This window comes from Hydrogenovibrio halophilus DSM 15072 (assembly GCF_000384235.1).
Taxonomy (GTDB): Bacteria; Pseudomonadota; Gammaproteobacteria; order Thiomicrospirales; family Thiomicrospiraceae; genus Hydrogenovibrio; species Hydrogenovibrio halophilus.
In genome coordinates this window covers 689,164-708,627 of the sequence record NZ_KB913033.1, presented here as the reverse complement: position 1 = coordinate 708,627, position 19,464 = coordinate 689,164, and the positions used below count along the sequence as shown (strand labels likewise).

The 19,464-nt window shown below is 55.5% G+C and carries 17 protein-coding genes; 10 read left to right on the top strand and 7 right to left on the bottom strand.

The window, feature by feature from the left end; all coding sequences use genetic code 11:
- Nucleotides 1-73 precede the first annotated feature (73 nt).
- From A377_RS0103395 to A377_RS0103375, 5 genes are all read right to left on the bottom strand, one after another.
- Nucleotides 74-1,789, bottom strand: coding sequence for a DEAD/DEAH box helicase (locus A377_RS0103395; RefSeq protein ID WP_019894749.1), 1,716 nt, complete (start codon nucleotides 1,787-1,789; stop codon nucleotides 74-76).
- Nucleotides 1,790-2,108: 319 nt separating this feature from the next.
- A complete protein-coding gene (locus A377_RS0103390) occupies nucleotides 2,109-3,485 on the bottom strand; it encodes a TRAP transporter large permease (protein ID WP_019894748.1) in 1,377 nt (458 codons plus the stop codon).
- Nucleotides 3,486-4,103, bottom strand: a complete 618-nt coding sequence (locus tag A377_RS0103385; protein ID WP_019894747.1) for a TRAP transporter small permease subunit — start codon at nucleotides 4,101-4,103, stop codon at nucleotides 3,486-3,488. It lies immediately after the preceding gene.
- A 191-nt stretch (nucleotides 4,104-4,294) separates the two neighbouring features.
- On the bottom strand, nucleotides 4,295-4,786 hold the full coding sequence (locus A377_RS0103380) for a DsrE family protein (RefSeq protein WP_019894746.1): 492 nt from the start codon (nucleotides 4,784-4,786) through the stop codon (nucleotides 4,295-4,297).
- A 100-nt stretch (nucleotides 4,787-4,886) separates the two neighbouring features.
- Nucleotides 4,887-7,013, bottom strand: a complete 2,127-nt coding sequence (locus A377_RS0103375; RefSeq protein WP_019894745.1) for a BCCT family transporter — start codon at nucleotides 7,011-7,013, stop codon at nucleotides 4,887-4,889.
- Nucleotides 7,014-7,252: 239 nt separating this feature from the next.
- Here A377_RS0103375 and A377_RS0103370 point away from each other — a divergent pair, with 239 nt between their 5' ends.
- The 4 genes from A377_RS0103370 to A377_RS0103355 all read left to right on the top strand — a co-directional run bounded on the left by A377_RS0103370 (nucleotide 7,253) and on the right by A377_RS0103355 (nucleotide 12,255).
- Nucleotides 7,253-8,347, top strand: coding sequence for a hypothetical protein (locus A377_RS0103370; protein ID WP_019894744.1), 1,095 nt, complete (start codon nucleotides 7,253-7,255; stop codon nucleotides 8,345-8,347).
- Nucleotides 8,348-8,465: 118 nt separating this feature from the next.
- Complete coding sequence (locus tag A377_RS0103365; RefSeq protein WP_019894743.1) at nucleotides 8,466-10,451, top strand: BCCT family transporter; 1,986 nt, start codon at nucleotides 8,466-8,468, stop codon at nucleotides 10,449-10,451.
- 184 nt (nucleotides 10,452-10,635) lie between these two features.
- On the top strand, nucleotides 10,636-10,947 hold the full coding sequence (locus A377_RS0103360; protein ID WP_033422827.1) for a c-type cytochrome: 312 nt from the start codon (nucleotides 10,636-10,638) through the stop codon (nucleotides 10,945-10,947).
- A 9-nt stretch (nucleotides 10,948-10,956) separates the two neighbouring features.
- Complete coding sequence (locus A377_RS0103355; protein WP_019894741.1) at nucleotides 10,957-12,255, top strand: NAD(P)/FAD-dependent oxidoreductase; 1,299 nt, start codon at nucleotides 10,957-10,959, stop codon at nucleotides 12,253-12,255.
- A 167-nt stretch (nucleotides 12,256-12,422) separates the two neighbouring features.
- Here the strand turns inward: A377_RS0103355 and gpmI are convergent, their stop codons facing one another.
- Nucleotides 12,423-13,982: a 2,3-bisphosphoglycerate-independent phosphoglycerate mutase gene (gene gpmI, locus A377_RS0103345; protein ID WP_019894739.1), complete on the bottom strand. Its 1,560-nt coding sequence runs from the start codon at nucleotides 13,980-13,982 to the stop codon at nucleotides 12,423-12,425.
- 240 nt (nucleotides 13,983-14,222) lie between these two features.
- Here gpmI and A377_RS0103340 point away from each other — a divergent pair, with 240 nt between their 5' ends.
- From A377_RS0103340 to A377_RS0103325, 4 genes are all read left to right on the top strand, one after another.
- Nucleotides 14,223-14,672, top strand: coding sequence for a rhodanese-like domain-containing protein (locus tag A377_RS0103340; protein ID WP_019894738.1), 450 nt, complete (start codon nucleotides 14,223-14,225; stop codon nucleotides 14,670-14,672).
- Entirely contained in the window at nucleotides 14,669-14,935 is a 267-nt protein-coding gene (gene grxC, locus A377_RS0103335; RefSeq protein WP_019894737.1) for a glutaredoxin 3, read from the top strand. The genes A377_RS0103340 and grxC overlap by 4 nt, the downstream gene beginning before the upstream one ends.
- A 92-nt stretch (nucleotides 14,936-15,027) precedes the next feature.
- On the top strand, nucleotides 15,028-15,474 hold the full coding sequence (gene secB, locus A377_RS0103330; RefSeq protein WP_019894736.1) for a protein-export chaperone SecB: 447 nt from the start codon (nucleotides 15,028-15,030) through the stop codon (nucleotides 15,472-15,474).
- Nucleotides 15,475-15,484: 10 nt separating this feature from the next.
- Nucleotides 15,485-16,543: an NAD(P)H-dependent glycerol-3-phosphate dehydrogenase gene (locus A377_RS0103325; RefSeq protein WP_028485224.1), complete on the top strand. Its 1,059-nt coding sequence runs from the start codon at nucleotides 15,485-15,487 to the stop codon at nucleotides 16,541-16,543.
- A 27-nt stretch (nucleotides 16,544-16,570) separates the two neighbouring features.
- Here the strand turns inward: A377_RS0103325 and A377_RS0103320 are convergent, their stop codons facing one another.
- On the bottom strand, nucleotides 16,571-17,044 hold the full coding sequence (locus tag A377_RS0103320) for a tRNA (cytidine(34)-2'-O)-methyltransferase (protein ID WP_028485223.1): 474 nt from the start codon (nucleotides 17,042-17,044) through the stop codon (nucleotides 16,571-16,573).
- Between the two features lie 35 nt (nucleotides 17,045-17,079).
- Here A377_RS0103320 and A377_RS0103315 point away from each other — a divergent pair, with 35 nt between their 5' ends.
- Together A377_RS0103315 and tyrS are read left to right on the top strand one after the other, a co-directional pair.
- Nucleotides 17,080-18,000: a dihydroorotate dehydrogenase gene (locus A377_RS0103315; RefSeq protein ID WP_245546764.1), complete on the top strand. Its 921-nt coding sequence runs from the start codon at nucleotides 17,080-17,082 to the stop codon at nucleotides 17,998-18,000.
- 17 nt (nucleotides 18,001-18,017) lie between these two features.
- Nucleotides 18,018-19,211, top strand: a complete 1,194-nt coding sequence (tyrS, locus tag A377_RS0103310; protein WP_019894732.1) for a tyrosine--tRNA ligase — start codon at nucleotides 18,018-18,020, stop codon at nucleotides 19,209-19,211.
- Nucleotides 19,212-19,464 lie beyond the last annotated feature (253 nt).

The window sequence follows — 19,464 nt, the reverse complement described above, 5'->3', positions numbered from 1 at the left end:
AAAACCACCAGGCCTGGTGGTTTTACGACCGGGCGCGGGTGGTTGGGATTGGTTGAGAGCCGTTAGAGCGTGTTTATTTCTTGCGCGGCTTCAAACGTTTTTTGAGGTTGGCTTTGTCGGTGTCGGGGCGAATGTTCAGCTTTTGACCGCAGACCCAGGCGTTTTTCAGGTCATTGAGGACCGGTGTGGGCATGTCTTCGGGCAGGTCAATGGTGCTGAAGCTGTCCTGAATCGACAGTTTCTGAATGAATTCGCCATCCAGTCCGGCTTCGTTGGCAATGCAGCCGATGATGTTGCCCGGTCTCACGCCGTGGGTATTGCCCACGTCAATGCGGAAACGTGCCATGCCGTCATTGGGCGGCGTATTGCGACGTGGTTTGCGCGGCTTATCATTGTGGCGGCGCTGTGAGAAATCTTCTTGCGGCGGACGCGACTGCTTGATCGGCTTTTCGCTCAAAAAGAAAGGGGTGTCGCCTTGTAGCATCTTGGCCAGCCCCGCGGCCAGTTCAATCGCAGGAATGTTGTGATCGTTTTCAATCGCCTCGATCATTTCGTGATAAAACTCAATGTCGGTGTCCTGCGCGGCATTGACGATGCGGTCCTTGAAACGCGCCACCCGTGAATCATTGATTTCAGACGCGGTCGGCAACTGCATTTCGGTGATGGGCTGTTTGGTGGTTTTTTCAATCGAGCGCAACAGACGGCGTTCGCGTGGTGCCACAAACAGAATCGCCTTGCCGCTTCGTCCGGCACGGCCGGTACGACCAATGCGGTGCACATAGGATTCATTGTCCTGCGGGATGTCGTAGTTGATGACGTGGCTGATGCGTTCGACATCGAGACCACGGGCGACCACGTCGGTGGCAACCAGAATGTCGATTTTGCCGGATTTCAGTTGCGAGACAATGCGCTCACGGTGGTTCTGGGCCACATCGCCGTTGAGGGCGACGGCGGCGTAACCGCGGGCTTCGAGTTTCTCGGCCAGTTCCACCGTGGCGTTTTTGGTGCGCACAAAAATGATGATGCCGTCAAAAGGATCGGCTTCCAGCATGCGGGTCAACGCATCCAGCTTGTGCATGCCGCTGACCAACCAGTATTTCTGTTCGATGGTGGAAGCGGTCGCCGTTTTCTGTTTGATGATGACTTCGGTCGGATTCTGCAAATGCGTGTTGGCAATGCGGTGGACTTCCTTGGGCATGGTGGCGGAAAACAGCGCGATCTGACGGCTTTTGGGCGTGTGTTTCAGAATCCATTCCACGTCATCGATAAAGCCCATGCGCAACATTTCGTCGGCTTCGTCCAGCACCATGCTGGTCAGGCCACCCAGCTTGAGTGTGCCTTTTTTGATGTGGTCCATCACCCGTCCGGGGGTGCCGACGACCACATGCACGCCGCGCTTGAGCGCACGAATCTGGGTGCCGTAGTCGGAGCCGCCGTAAATCGGCAGCACATGCAGACCCTTCAGGCCGCGGGAAAAGGTTTGAAAGGCTTCGGCCACCTGAATCGCCAGTTCGCGAGTCGGTGCCAGCACCAATACCTGGGGACTGGCGTTGCTGATGTCGATGCGTGCCAGAATCGGCAGGGCAAAGGCCGCGGTTTTACCGGTGCCGGTTTGCGCCATGCCCAGAATGTCACCGCCTTCCAGCAGCACCGGAATCGCCTGAGCCTGAATCGCCGAGGGCGTTTCATAGCCAATGCTGTCAAGGGTGCTTAAGATGGTTTCTGGCAGGCCCAGATCGGAAAAAGTGGGTTTTTCGGTGGGTTGTGGGGCGTTGGTTTGTTCGGTCATGAAATGTTCCTGTTGGTTTGAGTCGGCAGAAAAGTGTGCCGCGCAAAGGGTAACGTCACCGCATTGTTTGGGTGTGTGACAGGTTGTGGCCGGATGCGTGCGGTGTTTCACCACACGGCTGTCCTGAAAATGCCTCCCTGTCGCGCAAAAACTGCGCTTCCCCTGAAGCGGTCGTCATGACCGCTAATGCAATACGTACTCAAACGAACAGGTAGGCATGGTGCGTTTGACACAGTGGCAAGCACTGAATCAATGAATGCGCGCATTGTACTTGAAAAGCACGATGCGTGTAGGATTATTTATCTAGCCATAAACCGTTCTAGCCATAAATCACACTGGGCAGCCAGGTGACCAGTTCCGGCCAGATGGCGAGAATGACCAGCACGCCCAGTTGCAGCAGAATATAGGGCCAGACACCGCGATAAAGATCGGCGGTTTTCAGTTCCGGTGGGGCCACGCCCTTGAGGTAAAACAGGGCAAAGCCAAAGGGCGGGGTCAGAAACGCGGTCTGCAGATTGATCGCAATCATGATTCCCAGCCAGATCGGGTCCACGCCCAGCATCAACAACACTGGGGCGACCACGGGCACAATGATGTAGGTGATTTCGATGAAGTCGAGAAAGAAGCCGAGCACAAACAAAAAGAGCATGACGATCAACACCGCGGTAAAGGTGCCGCCCGGCAGGTCGGACAGGAGTTCGTGAATCAGGTCATCGCCGCCCAGCCCGCGAAACACCAGTGAGAAAAAGGCCGCGCCGATGAAAATCAAAAAGATCATGCTGGTGATTTTGAGGGTGCCGCGCATCACCGAACGCATCACGTCCAGAGACAGTTTCTGTTTGAGTCCGGCCAGAATCAATGCGCCGATGGCCCCGAGTGACGCCGCTTCGGAAGGCGTGGCGAAACCGGCCAGAATCGACCCCAGTACCAGCAAAATCAAAAGCAGGGGCGGCAGCAGACTGACCAACAGGTTTTTGACCAGGCCTGGTGAATTGTCCAGTTGCGCCTGGTCGAGTCCCGGTGCGACGCTTGGGTTGAAGACACTGCGCGCAAACACATAGGTCATGTACAGCACCACCAGCAGCATGCCCGGCAACAGCGCGCCCACAAACAGGTCGCCGACGGAAATGGGTTCGGGCGAGAAGATGCCCTGTGCCAGTTGCGCTTCCTGATAGGCCGAGGACAGCACATCGCCCAGCAGAATCAGAATGATCGACGGTGGAATGATCTGACCCAGAGTGCCGGCGGCGCAGATGGTGCCACTGGCCAGACGCGGGCAATAGCCCTGACGCAACATGGTCGGCAACGCGAGCAGACCCATGGTGACCACGGTGGCGCCGACAATGCCGGTGCTGGCGGCCAGGAGCGCGCCCACCATGATCACCGACAGGCCCAGGCCACCCCGGAAATGCCGCATCAACTGGTCCAGCCCCATCAGCAGTTCATCGGCAATGCGGGATTTTTCCAGCATGATGCCCATAAACACAAACAGCGGCACCGCCATCAGGGTCGGGTTTTGCATGATGCTGAACACCCGGTTGGGCAGGCTTTGCAGAAAGGCGCTGTCGAACGCGCCGATGGCTTCCGCGCCCCAGGCAAACAACAGTGACATCCCCGCCAGCGTCAAGGCCACCGGAAACCCAAACAGCAGTGCGGCAAAGACCAGCACAAACAACAGCAACGCCAACCATTCCATTTACGCCACCTCTTGGTTGTGATGTTGGTCCAGCGCCTGCAGGGTGTCGCTCAAGGCGGCCTGTGCCAGCGGGTGTTGGCGTTGTTCAGCGGAGAGGGTCAGCAGCAAGCCGCTGGCGCTGGCCAGCGCCAGGATCTGGGTGATCATCAGCGCCGCCATGATCAGAATGAAACTTTTCAGCAGGTACAGCCAGGCCAGACCGCCGGCTTCACTGGAACCTTCCTGGATGGCCCAGCTGCCGGTGACATAGTCAAAGCTGGCCACAAACAGAAACGCCATGGCCGGCAAGGCCAGTAACAGGGAGCCCAGCAGGTTCACCCAGGCTTTCTGGCGCAAATCAAAACGGCTGTAGAACACGTCCACACGCACATGCGCGTCCTGCTGCAAGGTGTAAGCCATGCCCAGCATAAAGAAAATGGCGTGGTTGTAGATCAGGGTTTCCTGCAGGGCAACATTGCCAAAGTCAAAGCCGTAACGCATCACCACCACCATCGCCGAGAGCAGAACCAGCGACAGCGACAGCCAGGCGGTCCAGTGCCCCAGTGTTTTTTGAAATCGGTTGTTGCGGCTTAAAAAGATCAGCCCCAGTCTTTGCAACGAAGAGGGTTCAGAGTGCATGAGCGTTCCATATGCGAGCAGGCAGCCGGTTGGCATGAGTCCGAACTGGCTGCCAGCGTTAGACGTTTGAAATGTCAGGCATTTTATAGCACGGGTGGGGTTATGGCAATCTGAGCGGGTGAGTTGAAGGGAAAAGAAAAGGCAAAAACCACCAGGCCTGGTGGTTTTTGTATGATGGGACCGGGTTTTGGCTATTGAATTTTCAGGTAAGCAAAGCCTTCGCTCTGCAGCATCGCGATTTTGGCCACGCCCGAGGCGGTGGTGTCGATGAACTCATAGAGTTTGTCTTTGCCCAGATTGATTTCACTGCGGGTTTTGTCACACAAATGCACTTTGACCCCGCGGGTATTGACCAGCGCATCCAAGCGCCCCTTGAGTTCGTCGCGGCGGTCCAGCAAAGGCTTTTTGGCCACATAAGGCGTGCCTTTGAGGTTGTCATCGGTGGTAAAGCGAATGCCGTAGCCGACAAACACCAAGTGGATTTCCGGCATCATCAACTCGGATTCATAATAGTTGATGATGTTGTTGATCGAGGTCAGGGTGGCGGAATAGCGGGTCGGGTCTTTGAAGTCGACGTGGTAAACCACTTTGGCCCCTTCGTCGGCCGCCTGAGTCGCGGAGGCAAAGCCCAGCGAGATCAGGGCGGCGAGCAGCAGGGGCATAAAACGTTGGCTCAAACTCATGAGGATCTCCTTTTCGGTGAAAACTACCGTTTCAGATTAGCTTTAAAGGGCGTTCAAGTCCAGCTTTGCACAGTGTTTTCATGGTTTTGACCAGGCCTGCTCAGGTTTGCGAAGAATGGCCTTTGTGACTTTCTTCGCTGCTGATGTCCTCTTCCAGCGTTTTGGGCTGGGTGGGTTGCAGTTGTTCATCGTGCATTTCCATTTTCCACGGCAACAGGCCGGGCGAATGATGCAGGAAGTGAATGTAGCGTTCGAACTGATCCAGAATGTCGGTGATCATGTCGCCCCGACTGTAGCCGTACACATCGTAGGCCTGCCCGCCCCGACGCAGGAAAACTTCGGCCCGGTAATAATGGTCCTTGTCCGGGACCTTGGCTTCGATTTCGGGGTAGGCAAAGGTGGGGGTGGTGAACTGGCAGCGACGCACTTCGTAGATAAAGTCCATTTCCGCTTCTTTGAGCACCTCTATGCGCACGCGCAAAGGGTCTTCATCGTAATAGACTTCGGCATCCCAGCCGCGCTTGTTGAGTTCTTCGCGCACGGTATGCATGGCGTCAAATGCCACCTTGTTGATGAAACCGCCCACTTCTGCTTCGCTTGGGTAATCCATCAGGTGCGACAGGCGGTCTTTCCAGTTGCGTCCATTCTGGTTTTTGGCACTGTGGGCGATTGCACTTTGCAAACTGGCTTCGCGATGGCTTTCAATGGTCAGGGCCCGCCACATCCCCACGGCCGCAATCAGCATGATCACGGCAAAGGGCAGGGCAAAGGTGATCGAGGCGGTTTGCAGCGCTTTCAAGCCACCGGCCAGCAGCAGCACCGAGGCGATGACCCCCAGCATGGCCGCCCAGAAAACCCGCTGCCAGACCGGGGTGTAATGGGCGCCGCCGGAAGCCAGCGAGTCGACCACCAGCGAGCCGGAATCGGAGGAGGTCACAAAGAAGGTGATGATCAGAAACACGGTAATGGTGGAGATGACTTCGGTCAGCGGAAGCCGTTCAAATAGCTTGAACAGGGCAATGGCGTGGTCGTCCTGCACCTGGGTTATGAGCGTCGAGTAGCCTTCATTCATGATCATGTGCAGAGCGGTGTCGCCAAACACCGAGAACCACAAAAAGGTGAAAGATGTCGGCACCAGCATCACCCCGAAAACGAACTGACGAATGGTGCGACCGCGACTGATTTTGGCAATAAACAGCCCCACAAACGGCGCCCAGGCAATGGTCCAGCCGAAAATGAACAGGGTCCAGTTGCCGATCCAGTCACTGCGGGTGTAGGCCTGCAGATTGAAGGTGCGCTCGACAATGCCGCTCAGGTAACTGCCGGTGTTCTGCAAAAACACTTCCAGAATGAAAATGGTGGGCCCTGCCAGAAACACAAAAGCCATCAGCGCAATCGCCAGGCCGATGTTGATCAGCGACAGACGCTTGATCCCTTTTTCCATGCCCGCGACCACAGAAGCGATCCCCAACAGGGTGATGACCCCCAGCGCCACCACTTGCACACTGGTGGCAACGGGGATCGCCGGGATCAGGTAATGCAAACCGGCGTTGATCTGGGCCACCGACAGCCCCAGAGTCGTAGCCAGCCCGAACACAGTGCCAAGGATGGCAAAGGTGTCCACTGTATGCCCGATTGGTCCGTAAATGCGCTCGCCGATCAACGGGTACAGGGTCGAACGCATGGAAAGGGGCAAGCCATGGCGGAAAGCAAAGTAGGCCAGCACCAGCCCCACCAGTCCGTAAATCGCCCAGATATGAAAGCCCCAGTGGAAAAAGGCGATTTGCATCGCCTGTTTGGCCGCGTCGAGTGTTTCGGGCGCGCCGTTTGGGGGCGAAGCGTAATGCAGGACCGGCTCGGCCACCCCGAAAAACAGCAGCGCAATGCCGTAACCGGCGGAAAACAGCATCGCAAACCAGCCGCCGAAACTGTATTCGGGCTCGGTGTGGTCGGGGCCCAGCTTGATTTTGCCCCAGGGGGAAATCGCCACCGAGAAAATGAAAATCAGAAACAGCGCCACTGCCAGCATGTAAAACCAGCCGAAATTGGTGGTGATCGCTGACAGCGTGGCCGAAAAGAGTTCGCCGGCCAGTTCCGGGTTGCTGAGGGTACCGACGATCATCAGAACCAGAACGCTGACGGCGGGAATGAAAACAGGCAAAAGCAAGGTGGATTGGGGGATGAAGCGCTTTCGGGTTTGGGTTTCCGGCGGATTTGTCTGAGCCATGCAACTGTGAGCCTTTTGCTTGGAATTGCTCAACACTCTATCAAGGTTTTTGCGCAAATGCCAGGGACGGATGGCGCGTGACGACCGAGCGGGCTGAGAGACAGGAATTGTACAAATATTGTGATCATGTTTTTTTGGTTGTACATGTTTTTGTTTGAAAACGAGACGGTTTCGTTGCTATGATGAAGGAAGTGTGGAAAAAGATTGGAGAGAAAATGAAAGCAAAGGAGACATTCCATATGCACTCGAACGCTTTAACCCCTTTGGGCCGGGCGATGGCCATTGCGCTGTTGGCCACCGGCTCGGCCTCGGCACAGGCCAGTAATAACCTTGCCGGCGGTGTCTGGTTCAACTATGTGTACGAGACCACCGACGGCGCGGACAATGACAACAACGGCAACTTTCAGGACGAGGCTTTGGTGCTGTATGCCGATGGGGCCGCAGAAGATGGCCAGGGCAACTGGTCTTATTCCGCCGAATTGCGTGTCGGGCCGGGCAGTTTTACCGACACCGAAAACAATTCCACCGGCGATCAGATCGCGTTGCACAAAGCCTGGTTGGGCTTTGATTTTGCCGATCATCACAAGCTCATTATTGGTAAAAGCCAGGTGCCCTTTGGTTGGAAAACCTCCAACTTCTGGCCGGGAGACCTGTTGCAGGCAGGCTATGGCGACCAGATGGACATCGGTCTGAAACTGACCGGAGACATGGGCAAGGTCAACTACAGCGCCGCTTATTATCATCAAGATGACTGGGGGACGGACAGTACCGATACCGTGGACGACAACGGTCACTGGGGGTCTTCCACCACCTATCGTAAAGTGCAGACCCTGGTCGGGGATCTGAACTATCCGATTTCAGAGGACCATCGCATTGGTGTGTCATTGCAGTCCGGCAAACTTCAAAATCTGGTGGCAAACACCGATCACGATGTGGAAGGTTCGCATCAGGCCGGGGTGTTGTATTACAAAGGGTCTTTTGGCAAAACCTTTGTCAACGCCGAAGTCATGAAAACTCAACGTGAGCTGCCTGACACTTATGTGGACGATGCGGGCATCGCAGAAGATGAGGCAGAAACCACTCGCTATGCGGCCACATTGGGGCGTAGCTCGGGCAATTGGACCTATTACGTCGATGCCTCCTGGGCACAAACCGACACCAGTGGCAATGACGCCGGGACGGTGTATGCCTACGCCCCGGGCGTGAAATACAACTACGGCCCGGGCTGGATTTATGCCGAATACCTGGATCAGAGCGGCTATGTCGGACGCAATGGCGACAGCCATGAGAGCGATTTCAGTGCCTTGTATCTGACCATTGACTTCTACTTCTGATCGATCCCACCAAAACCGGCTCTCATGGCCGGTTTTTTGATGGGCAAAGGCACATGAACCAAAGAGGGCGCTTGCAGTCAAAGCGCATCAGAAACAATCATTCAAGAGGAGCAGGGTTATGAACGTACCCGATAAAACACCCAAAACGCCGGCAAGGCTGAATCCGCCGGTGTTTTATACGGCATCAGGCCTGGTGATTTTGCTGTTGGCGTATGCCGCCGCGATGCCAACCCACGCCGAGGCGACCTTTAATGGGTTGCAATCGGTGATCATTTCCAACTTTGGCTGGTTTTACGTGTTGACGGTGGCCATTGTCCTGATCACCGTGGCCTTTTTGGGGCTGTCGCGCTATGGCGACATCAAGCTGGGGCCGGATCATGCCTCGCCCGATTACACCAAGATCACCTGGTTTTCGATGCTGTTCTCAGCCGGGATGGGCATCGGGCTGATGTTTTTCGGGGTGGCCGAACCGGTCATGCACTATTTGTCCCCGCCGGTGGCCGAATCCGGCACGGTGGAGGCCGCACGTGAGGCGATGCGGATCACCTTTTTCCACTGGGGCCTGCATGCGTGGGCCATTTACGCGATTGTGGCGCTGATTCTGGCGTTCTTCAGTTATCGCCATGGCCTGCCTTTGACCCTGCGTTCGGCGCTGTATCCGTTTATCGGGGAAAAAATCTATGGTCCCATCGGTCATGCGGTGGACATTTTTGCCGTGATCGGCACCATTTTCGGGATCGCCACCTCGCTGGGCTATGGCGTACTGCAGATGAACTCCGGGCTCAATACCCTGTTTGACATTCCGATCGGTGTGGTTACGCAGATCATTCTGATTGCCGCCGTGACCGGTCTGGCCGCGATTTCGGTGGCCACGGGGCTGGACAAAGGCATCCGCCGCCTGTCTGAACTGAATATGAGTCTGGCGATCATTCTGATGTTTATGGTGCTGTTTCTGGGCTCGACGGTGTTTCTGATGCAGGCTTTGATTCAGAATGCCGGGACCTATATGTCCGACATCATTCGCGTCACCTTTAATCTGTTCGCGTATGAAAAAACCGATTGGATCGGCGGCTGGACCATTTTCTACTGGGCCTGGTGGCTGGCGTGGGCACCGTTTGTGGGCTTGTTTATCGCCCGGGTCTCGCGTGGTCGCAGTATCCGCGAGTTTGTCACCGGTGTGCTGTTTGTGCCGGTCGGTTTCAGTATGATGTGGTTCACCTTTTTCGGGAATTCCGCCATCGACATGATTCTGAATGACGGCCTGAGCAGCCTGGGCGATGCGGTGTCCAATGATGTCGCTGTGGCGCTGTTTGCCTTTCTGGACCAGTTTCCGTTTGGGTCAGTGCTGTCGTTCATTGCCATTGTCATGGTGGTGATTTTCTTTGTGACCTCGGCGGATTCGGGCGCACTGGTGGTGAACATGCTGTGTTCCAACGGCCGTGATGACACCCCTCTGTGGCAGCGCATGTACTGGGTCATCGGTATTGGGCTGATTGCGATCATTCTGCTGTTGGCCGGCGGTCTCGGGGCGCTTCAGACCATGACCATTGCCAGTGCCTTGCCGTTCTCGATTGTGTTGCTGATCGCGACCTATGGCCTGATCAAGGCCTTGCGGGTGGACATTACCAAGCGTGACACCCTGCAGACCAATCTGGCGCCGGTGGCCACCGGCGGCGGACAGAACTGGAAGAGTCGGCTGCACAATATTGTGGGCTATCCTTCGGAAGAAAAGGTGCGCAGCTTTATCAAAAACATTGTGGTGCCGGCCTGTGAGGAAGTGGCCGAAGAGCTGCGCAATGAAGAACTGGAAGTGGACGTCGTTCACGACACCGAGCGAGACCGCGCCAGACTGGTGGTCAAGCACGGTGAGGAAACCGACTTTGTCTACGAAGTGCGCAGTCGCTCCCATCTGAAACCGGAATTCAGTCAGGAAGAAATGCCGGAAGATCAGTTGTCGGAACAGGCGCATTATTATCGGGCCGAGGTGCACTTGCGTGAAGGTGGGCAGGATTATGACGTGATGGGCTGGTCCAAGTTGGCCATGATCAATGACATGATCGACCACTATCACAAACACATGCACTTTCTGCACGTGTTGCGCTGATACCGTGTTGAAACGTTTTGGAATCCCGCTGCGGCGGGATTTTTTTTTGCATATTTTATGCACATTTATGCAAGGATAAAATTAGCTTATGATTGTAAAAAGGCTTTGATTGGTCATTGCCATACAGTTTGTTTATAGTTATTAAGAATTATTTAATGAACAACTCAGTAAACAAGGAGCTGCCATGTCCTGGAAAGCATGGATCGCCACCACTGGCGTATTAATGGCCTCACTGCCTGTGATGGCCGAAAAGCCCGTGTCGAAAGGGGAGTTGCTGGCAAACAGCTGTTTTTCCTGTCACGGTTATGACGGCAAAACCGTCGAAGGTGCGACCATTCCCCCTTTGGCCGATTACCCGGCGTCGATGATCGTCTCGCAAATGAAAGCCTACCGCGATGGTGAGCGCGATGGCACGGTCATGCCACGTCATGCACGCGGTTACACCGACGAAGAAATCGAGCTGCTGGCGCAGTACATTGGCAAACAAGGGCAGTAAGGAGATCGTATGAATGTATTGAACAGTGGTTTAAAGCGTCGTGAACTGCTCAAGCTGATCGCGGCCGGGGCGGCCGTGCCGTCTGCGATGCTGGCTTCGGGGTGTTCCGACAGTGGTTCCAAAAAAGCGGGTCACATCGTGGTGATCGGGGGCGGTTTTGGTGGCAGCAGTGCGGCCAAGTACCTGAAGCGCTACAACCCGGATCTGGCGGTGACGTTGATTGAACCCAAAAAATCCTACATCACCTGCCCCGGCTCCAATTGGGTGATCGGCGGCGAAGCGGAAATGACCACCATTACCCACAGTTACGATGCCGCCCGTAAAAACGGGGTGGATGTGGTTCACGACCTGGTGCAATCGGTGGACACCACCGGCAAAACGATCAAGCTGGCTGGCGGTGAGGTTCTGGGTTACGACAAGGTGGTGGTTTCTCCCGGGATCGATTTCAAGTGGAACGAAATAGAAGGCGCCGATCCCGGCATTGCCACAAAAACGCCGCATGCCTGGAAAGCCGGTGAGCAGACATTGCTGCTGCGCGACCAGTTGCAGGCCATGCCCGAAGACGGCACCTTTATTATGGTGGCCCCGCCCAATCCGTTCCGTTGTCCGCCCGGCCCTTACGAGCGGGCTTCGATGGTGGCGCATTACATGAGCAAGCATAAGCCCAATGCCGAGCTGATCATCCTGGATCAGAAAAACAAATTCTCCAAGCAGGCCTTGTTTATGCAAGGCTGGGAAGAAAACTATGGCGCGCGTATTCAATGGATTGCCAAAATGGACGGCGGCGAAGCCGTAGGCATTGATGCTGACAGAAAAGTGGTGGAAACCACCTTTGGCAATTTTGAGGGCGATGTGATCAATTACATTCCGCCGCAAAAAGCTGGGCAGCTTGCGCACGACATGGGTCTGACCGATGACAGCGGTTTCTGTCCGGTGGATCAGAAAACCTTTGCTTCCACGCAGGTGGCGGATGTGTATGTGATTGGCGATGCGGCCATTGCTTCGCCCATGCCCAAGTCGGGGCACTCGGCGGCCAGTCACGGCAAGATTGTGGCCGCCAACATTGTGTTGACGATGGCCGGGGAAGAAACGATTGCGGCCAAAAACGTGAACACTTGTTATTCACTGATTGCGCCGGATTATGGCATTTCCGTTGCGGCGGTCTACAACACGGTCAATGGGTCTATTGAAGAAGTGGACGCCGCGGGTGGCGTATCCAAAATGGATGCCACCCGACGTGAGCGGGAGTTGGAGGCCAACTACACCCGTGGCTGGTATCGCAGCATCACCGACGAGGTCTGGGGATAATCCCAACCCAGGTCCGAGCCACAAAAAAGCCCCATTCTCAGATTCATGAGATGGGGCTTTTTTGTGACCGGATGTTTTGCGTCCAAGCGCGATCACATCGGTACGGTGCCATGCCAAGGCGCAACCCCTTTTTCACCAGGCCTGGTAAAAAAGGTGTTTGACGGGCGCTAGCTTTTGAGCAGGCTTTTGCCCGTCATTTCTTCCGGTTGAGGCAGGTGCATCATGTCCAGCAGGGTGGGGATCACATCGCACAGGGCGCCGCCCTCACGCAATTGCCCGCTTTCCTGGCTGAAGTACACCAGTGGTACCGGCAGAGTGGTATGAGAAGTCAGCGCCTTGCCGGTGGATTCGTCGAACAGCATTTCCATGTTGCCGTGATCGGCGGTGACAATCGCTTGGCCTCCGGCGGCTTCCAGGGCTTTCAAGATTTTTCCAATCCCTTCGTCTACGGCTTCGGCGGCTTTGACGCAGGCATCAAAATCGCCGCTGTGACCGACCATGTCCGGGTTGGCGATGTTGCAGATAAAAGTGTCGTACTGGTCGGATTCGATCGCCGCGATCAGCTTTTCGGTCAACTCCGGCAGACTCATTTCCGGCTGCAGATCGTAGGTGGCGACCTTGGGTGAATTGATCAGAACGCGGTCTTCGTCCTTGTTCGGTGCTTCCACCCCGCCATTGAAGAAGAAGGTCACATGCGCGTATTTTTCGGTTTCGGCAATGCGCAACTGTTTCAAGTTCTGGCTGGCAATGAATTCGCCGAAGGTGTTGCGCAGCTTGTTGGGGCGGTAGGCCACCAGTGCGCCGAATTTTTCAAAACTCTTTTTGTATTCGGTCAAGGTGACAAAGGCGGATAGCACCGGGGTCTTGCAGCGATGAAAATCGCCGAAATCGTCATCAATGAACGCCTGAGTCAGCTGGCGCGCCCGGTCTGAGCGGAAATTCATAAAGATCAGGGAATCGCCTTCCTTGACCTTGAACGTTTTTCCGTTTTTTCGCATGATGGCCGTGGCCGGGATGAATTCGTCGGTTTCGCCTCGCTCGTAAGCGGCTTCGACTGCTTTGGCCGCACTGGTGCTTTTCTGCTCGGCTTCGCCGCAGGTGATGACGTCATAGGCTTTTTTGACCCGGTCCCAGCGGTTGTCGCGATCCAGTGCAAAATAACGCCCGGTGATCGAAGCAATGCGTCCGCCGCCGAGTTCTTTCATGAAAGCTTCGAGCTCTTCGATGTAGCCAATCGCACTGTGCGGAGACGTGTCGCGCCCATCTGTGAAAGCGTGCACCAGTACCTTGGCCCCACGGTCATGCGCCAGTTTGATGCTGGCTTTGATGTGGTTGATGTGCGAATGCACGCCGCCGTCCGAGAGCAGGCCCAGAATGTGGACGCGTTTGCCGCGATCTATGGCGGCGTCAACGGCCTTGAGCAGGGCGTTGTTCTGAAAGAAGCGCCCATCGTCGATGTCTTTTTGAATGCGGGTCAGTTCCTGATACACCACGCGCCCGGCACCCAGGTTCATATGCCCGACTTCGGAGTTGCCCATCTGGCCGTCCGGCAGGCCCACGGCTTCGCCGGAGGTCTTGATCAGTGTGTGTGGGTAATTCTGGTAAAGCCGGTCCCAATTGGGGGTGTGGGCCTGGGCGATGGCGTTGTGCTGGGTCTCTTCACGGTGTCCCCAGCCATCCAGAATAATCAGACCGGTCGGGCGTGGAAAGGGTTTCGACTGACTCATAATGCTGTGTTTTCCTTTTGAGAAACGTGGTGCAGCGGGTATCGCTGGTCGGGCGTCGGCAGCAGGCCTGGCGGAAACGGTTGGCCGGGACGGCTGAAAACGTCCGATTGAAAAATCTCATTTATTGTAACGGCTTTCGCTGTTAAAATCACCCGCGCCAGAAAAGCCGCCAAGGGTCCGGTCGGAGGATCCGGTGTCGACAGGGCACAGTTTAATGGCGGCGTTGACGAGGGTTTGTGAATGTTTATTGAATTTGTAGAAGAGCAGATTTTGCTGTTTGTGGCCATGGCGGTGATTGTGGCCATGTTGATCTGGAGTTATGTGGGAGACTCGATCTCCGGCATCAATAATATCGGCACGGACGAAGCCGTGCGTGTTTATAATCAGGATGCCAAGTTGCTGGACGTGCGTTCAGACGGCGAGTACAAAACCGGTTTCATCGGCGAGGCCACGCTGGTGACGCCGACCGAAATCGAGCAAACCATGAAAAACCTGGCCAACCAGAAAGACCAGCCGATTCTGGTCTATTGTCAGAGTGGAATGCGCTCGGCCAGTGTGGCCAAAAAACTGGTCAAGAACGGTTTTTCCAATGTGTATAACCTGAAAGGCGGGATCGCGGCCTGGAAAAGTGCCGGCCTGCCGGTCAACAAGCCCGTTTCCAAAAAAAAACAGAAAAGGCAGAAGGCATGAGTGATTCCACGCCACCGATTTTGATTTACCTGACTCAGACCTGTCCGTTTTGCACCATGGCCACGCGCCTGCTGGATGGGCGCGAACTGGAATACGATGTGATCGATGTGGGCGCCGACCGCAGTCTGTGGAAAGTGCTGCAGGAAAAAAGCGGACGCAATACCGTGCCCCAGGTGTTTATCGGGGACCATCACGTCGGCGGCTTTGATGAGCTTCAGGCGGCGGACAATTCCGGAGAGTTGGATCAATTGTTGGGCCATTGAGTGCCCGATCGATCATCAGAACCATGTTTTTAACCAGGCCTGGTCACAATGAAGGCTGAGCCTGACCCAATTTATTCAGCAGGACAATAACCATGTCAGAACAAGAAAAGCAGTTTTCCATCCAAAAGATTTACACGCGCAATGTGTCATTTGAGTCGCCCAATGCGCCCGAAATGTTTACCCGCGATTTTCAGCCTCAGTTGGATGTGGACTTGAACGTCGAGTCCAAAAAGCTGGAAGACGATGTGTTTCATGTGGTGGTGCGGGTGACCGCAACCACCAAAATGGAAGAGCGCACCGCCTTTTTGTGCGAAGTGGAGCAGGCCGGAATTTTTACCATTCAAGGGTTTGAAGAAGGCGAATTGAATTATCTGCTGGGCGCGCAATGCCCCAATACGCTGTTTCCCTATGCCCGTGAAGCGGTGTCCGACCTGGTGATTCGCGGTGGGTTCCCGCAATTGTTGCTGGAGCCGGTCAATTTTGACGCCATGTACGCCAATCACATGCAGCAGCAGGGCGATTCGGAACAGGCGCAATAAGCCGTAGAATATGTCTGATTCGACTGAATCGCACCAAACACTGACAATGGCTGTGCTGGGAGCCGGTGCCTGGGGCACGGCTCTGGCGGTGCATCTGGCGCGCAAGGGGCATCGCATCCGGCTGTGGGATCACCAGCCGGAACGCGCCGAGACGCTTGAGCAGGACCGTGAAAACAAACGTTACCTGCCAGGCATTGCGTTACCGAGTGCTCTGAATGCCACCGCCGATTTGTCTGGTGCGGTCAGCGGGGTTCACGCGGTGTTGGTGGTGGTGCCCAGTCACGCATTTCGCTCGGTGCTTCAGCGGTTGTCGATGCACCTGCCCTCGTCTTTGCCTGTGGCCTGGGCCACCAAGGGTTTTGAGCCCGAGACCTGTCTGCTGTTGCATCAGGTCGCTCAGGATGTGTTGGGCGCTGCGACACCGCAAACGGTGGTGTCTGGTCCGACGTTTGCCGGAGAGGTGGCAAAGGGGTTGCCGACTGCCATGGTGGCGGCGTCCACTGATTTGGACATTGCCCAATTTTGGGCCGATGCCTTTCACGGCGAACAGTTTCGGATGTACACCCAGCAGGACATGGCCGGGGTGGAAGTCGGCGGGGCTTACAAGAATATTATGGCCATTGCCACCGGTTTGTCCGATGGTCTGGGGTTGGGAGCCAATGCCCGGGCGGCGCTGATCAGTCGCGGCATGGTGGAAATGATGCGTCTGGCCAATGCGCTGGGCGGGCATCAGGAAACCATGATGGGTCTGTCCGGCTTGGGCGATCTGGTGTTGACCTGTACCGACAATCAGTCGCGCAATCGCCGTTATGGCATGGCGTTGGCCCAGTCTCAGACCGCGACTTCCGGCGATGTGGCCGAACGCTCCAAAACGATTTTGCAGTCCATCGGGCAGGTGGTGGAAGGGATTAAGGCGGCCGAGGCCGTCAAGACCATTGCCGAACGCCACCAGATCGAACTGCCGATCATGGCCGAAGTCTGGGCGGTGATTCATGGGCAGAAGTCGGTTGAAGCCGCGGCTCAGGCCTTGATGGCCCGATCCGGGAAATCCGAACTGGAGTTTTTCTGACGCTCGCATGAGCGCCATGATCACGCTTCAATCGAGCGTTTTGGCCCCGGCAAAGTCCAGTTGGCGCCAGGCTTCGTAGGCCACAATGGAAGCGGCATTGGCCAGGTTCAAGCTGCGACCGCCGGGCGTCATCGGGATGGTCAGGCGTTGATCCGGGATGAAATCGTCCAGAACCGACGACGGCAAGCCGCGGGTTTCGGGGCCGAACAGAAACGCGTCCCCCGGCTGAAAGGTCGGTTCGGTATACAGCCGGCGGGCTTTGGTGGTCAGTGCAAACACGCGATTAGGCTGCACGGTCGCCAGGCAATCTGTCAGTGAGGCATGTTCCTGAAGTTGCGCCAGTTCGGCATAGTCCAGTCCGGCGCGGCGCACCTTTTTTTCGCTCAGATCGAACGCGTAGGGTTGAATCAGGTGAAGGTGCGCCCCCATGTTGGCGCTGAGCCGGATCAGTGCGCCGGTGTTCTGAGGTATTTCCGGTTCGTATAAAATAATATGAATCATGATTGAATAAACGGGTGGGATGTCCATTGATTGATTTGTCGACGACCTTGTGCGGACTGAATTTTTCCAGCCCGGTGGCCATGGCTTCGGGCAATGCCGGTTATGGCATAGAATACCCGTTTGTGTCCGGTTTTTCGAATCGGGATGCTGGCGCGGTTTTTTTGAAAGGCACCACGCTGGAGCCACGGACCGGCAATCGACCTGAACGGGTGATGGAGTCGCCCAGTGGATTGCTTAATGCGATTGGTCTGCAAAATCCGGGCGCGAAGGCGATCATAGAAAACACTCTGCCAAAGCTGGATTTGAGCGAATCGCAGTTTATCATCAATGTGTCCGGCTCCACGGTGGAGGATTACGCTGAGGTGGTGCGGATGTTTGATCAGACCGACTTGCCGGCGATTGAAATCAATATTTCCTGTCCCAATGTCAAAAAAGGCGGTGCGGCCTTCGGCAACGACCCGAGCATGGCGGCGCAGGTAGTGGAAGCCTGTCGCAAGGCAACCACCAAGCCTCTGATTGTGAAACTGTCGCCCAACCAGACCGACATTGCCGAAGGCGCCCGGCGGGTGATCGATGCCGGTGCCGACATGCTTTCGGCTATTAATACGCTGATGGGGATGCAAGTTGACATTCATACTCAGGCGCCCACTCTGGGCAACAATCAGGGCGGTTTGTCCGGCCCAGCGATCAAGCCGGTGGCCTTGCTGAAGGTGCATCAGGTCTATCAGGTTGCCAAGGCACATAATGTCCCGGTGATTGGTCTGGGAGGGATTGCCTCGGCCGAAGATGCGATTGAATTTCTGCTGGCCGGTGCCTCGATGGTGGCGGTGGGCACGGCGCTGGCGAAGGACCCTTTGCTGGTCAAAAAAATTAATCGCGGTTTGCGCCGCTACATGAAACGTTACGGTTACAGTCGGGTAAGCGATCTGACTGGCCGTCTGAGATTAAACGAATAAGAGAAGATGACATTCGCATGAAGCCAAGTATCGAAGAGCAACTGGCCGTGATCAAACGCGGTGCCGAAGAAATCATTGTCGAAGACGAGTTGATTGAAAAACTCAAGAGCGGTCGCCCTCTACGGGTCAAGGCCGGATTCGATCCAACGGCACCGGACTTGCACCTGGGGCACACGGTGCTGATCAATAAACTGCGCCAGTTTCAGGATATGGGGCACGAAATACAGTTTTTGATCGGCGACTTTACCGCCATGATCGGCGACCCTTCCGGTAAAACCACCACGCGCCCACCGCTTTCGCGTGAGGACGTGGTTGCCAACGCCGATACCTACAAGACTCAGGTGTTTAAAATTCTGGACCCGGAAAAAACCCGGGTGGTGTTCAATTCCAGCTGGATGAATGAGCTTTCGGCGGCCGATATGATTCAGTTGGCTTCCACTCAGACGGTGGCGCGGATGCTGGAGCGCAACGACTTCGAGCAGCGCTATGAATCCAAAACACCGATTGCGATCCATGAGTTCTTGTATCCGCTGGTTCAGGGATATGATTCAGTGGCGCTGGAATCCGACATCGAACTGGGCGGGACCGATCAGAAGTTCAATCTGTTGATGGGGCGTACCCTGCAGCACCATTATGGCAAGCCTACACAGTGCACCTTGACCATGCCGATTCTGGAAGGGCTGGACGGGGTGCAGAAAATGTCCAAGTCCCTAAACAACTATATTGGGATTCAGGAACCGCCCAATGAGATGTTCGGCAAGATCATGTCGGTGTCGGACGAACTGATGTGGCGCTACTTTGAATTGCTGTCTCTACAGTCACTGGAAACCATTGCCGATTACAAACAGACGGTGGCGGATGGCGAAAACCCCCGTAACATCAAAATCAAATTGGCGCTGGAGCTGATTGGACGTTTCCATTCGGATGACGCCGCGCAAAAGGCCTTGCAGGATTTCGAGACGCGCTTCAGCAAAAACGCCATCCCGGATGAGATGCCGGAAATTACTATCGACTCATCCATGCCGCTGGCAAACTTGTTGAGAGAAACCGGCCTGGTGGCTTCTACCTCCGAGGGGCATCGGATGGTCAAGCAGAACGCAGTCAAATGCAATGGTGAAAAACTCACCGATTCGCGCGCACTGATCGAAACGGCGGACGGCGATGTGTATCAGGTTGGCAAGCGCAAGTTTGCCCGGGTCACTCTGAAGTAACGCCAGGATTCAGGAAGACAGCCAATGCAAAACTGACCAGACCTGGTCAGTTTTGCTTACCAAGAACAGGTGCTTTAAAAAAACCAAAAAAATTTCCAAAAAACCCCTTGCGTTCCAAGTCAGAACAGCTAGAATACGCCACCTGCTCAGCGAGTGAGCCAGTCAGGCCGGGCAAGGCGCAGAGAAGCAAGTTGAACAAACGGTTTTAATGCGCCCGTTTTGGTCTGAGAAGGGATGTAAAGAGCGAAGGTTT

Excerpts from the sequence above, each read along its gene's own strand:
- A377_RS0103395 (WP_019894749.1), bottom strand. The coding sequence starts at position 1,789 with ATGACCGAACAAACCAACGCCCCACAACCCACCGAAAAACCCACTTTT.
- A377_RS0103390 (WP_019894748.1), bottom strand. The coding sequence starts at position 3,485 with ATGGAATGGTTGGCGTTGCTGTTGTTTGTGCTGGTCTTTGCCGCACTG.
- A377_RS0103385 (WP_019894747.1), bottom strand. The coding sequence starts at position 4,103 with ATGCACTCTGAACCCTCTTCGTTGCAAAGACTGGGGCTGATCTTTTTA.
- A377_RS0103380 (WP_019894746.1), bottom strand. The coding sequence starts at position 4,786 with ATGAGTTTGAGCCAACGTTTTATGCCCCTGCTGCTCGCCGCCCTGATC.
- A377_RS0103375 (WP_019894745.1), bottom strand. The coding sequence starts at position 7,013 with ATGGCTCAGACAAATCCGCCGGAAACCCAAACCCGAAAGCGCTTCATC.
- A377_RS0103370 (WP_019894744.1), top strand. The coding sequence starts at position 7,253 with ATGCACTCGAACGCTTTAACCCCTTTGGGCCGGGCGATGGCCATTGCG.
- A377_RS0103365 (WP_019894743.1), top strand. The coding sequence starts at position 8,466 with ATGAACGTACCCGATAAAACACCCAAAACGCCGGCAAGGCTGAATCCG.
- A377_RS0103360 (WP_033422827.1), top strand. The coding sequence starts at position 10,636 with ATGTCCTGGAAAGCATGGATCGCCACCACTGGCGTATTAATGGCCTCA.
- A377_RS0103355 (WP_019894741.1), top strand. The coding sequence starts at position 10,957 with ATGAATGTATTGAACAGTGGTTTAAAGCGTCGTGAACTGCTCAAGCTG.
- gpmI (WP_019894739.1), bottom strand. The coding sequence starts at position 13,982 with ATGAGTCAGTCGAAACCCTTTCCACGCCCGACCGGTCTGATTATTCTG.
- A377_RS0103340 (WP_019894738.1), top strand. The coding sequence starts at position 14,223 with ATGTTTATTGAATTTGTAGAAGAGCAGATTTTGCTGTTTGTGGCCATG.
- grxC (WP_019894737.1), top strand. The coding sequence starts at position 14,669 with ATGAGTGATTCCACGCCACCGATTTTGATTTACCTGACTCAGACCTGT.
- secB (WP_019894736.1), top strand. The coding sequence starts at position 15,028 with ATGTCAGAACAAGAAAAGCAGTTTTCCATCCAAAAGATTTACACGCGC.
- A377_RS0103325 (WP_028485224.1), top strand. The coding sequence starts at position 15,485 with ATGTCTGATTCGACTGAATCGCACCAAACACTGACAATGGCTGTGCTG.
- A377_RS0103320 (WP_028485223.1), bottom strand. The coding sequence starts at position 17,044 with ATGATTCATATTATTTTATACGAACCGGAAATACCTCAGAACACCGGC.
- tyrS (WP_019894732.1), top strand. The coding sequence starts at position 18,018 with ATGAAGCCAAGTATCGAAGAGCAACTGGCCGTGATCAAACGCGGTGCC.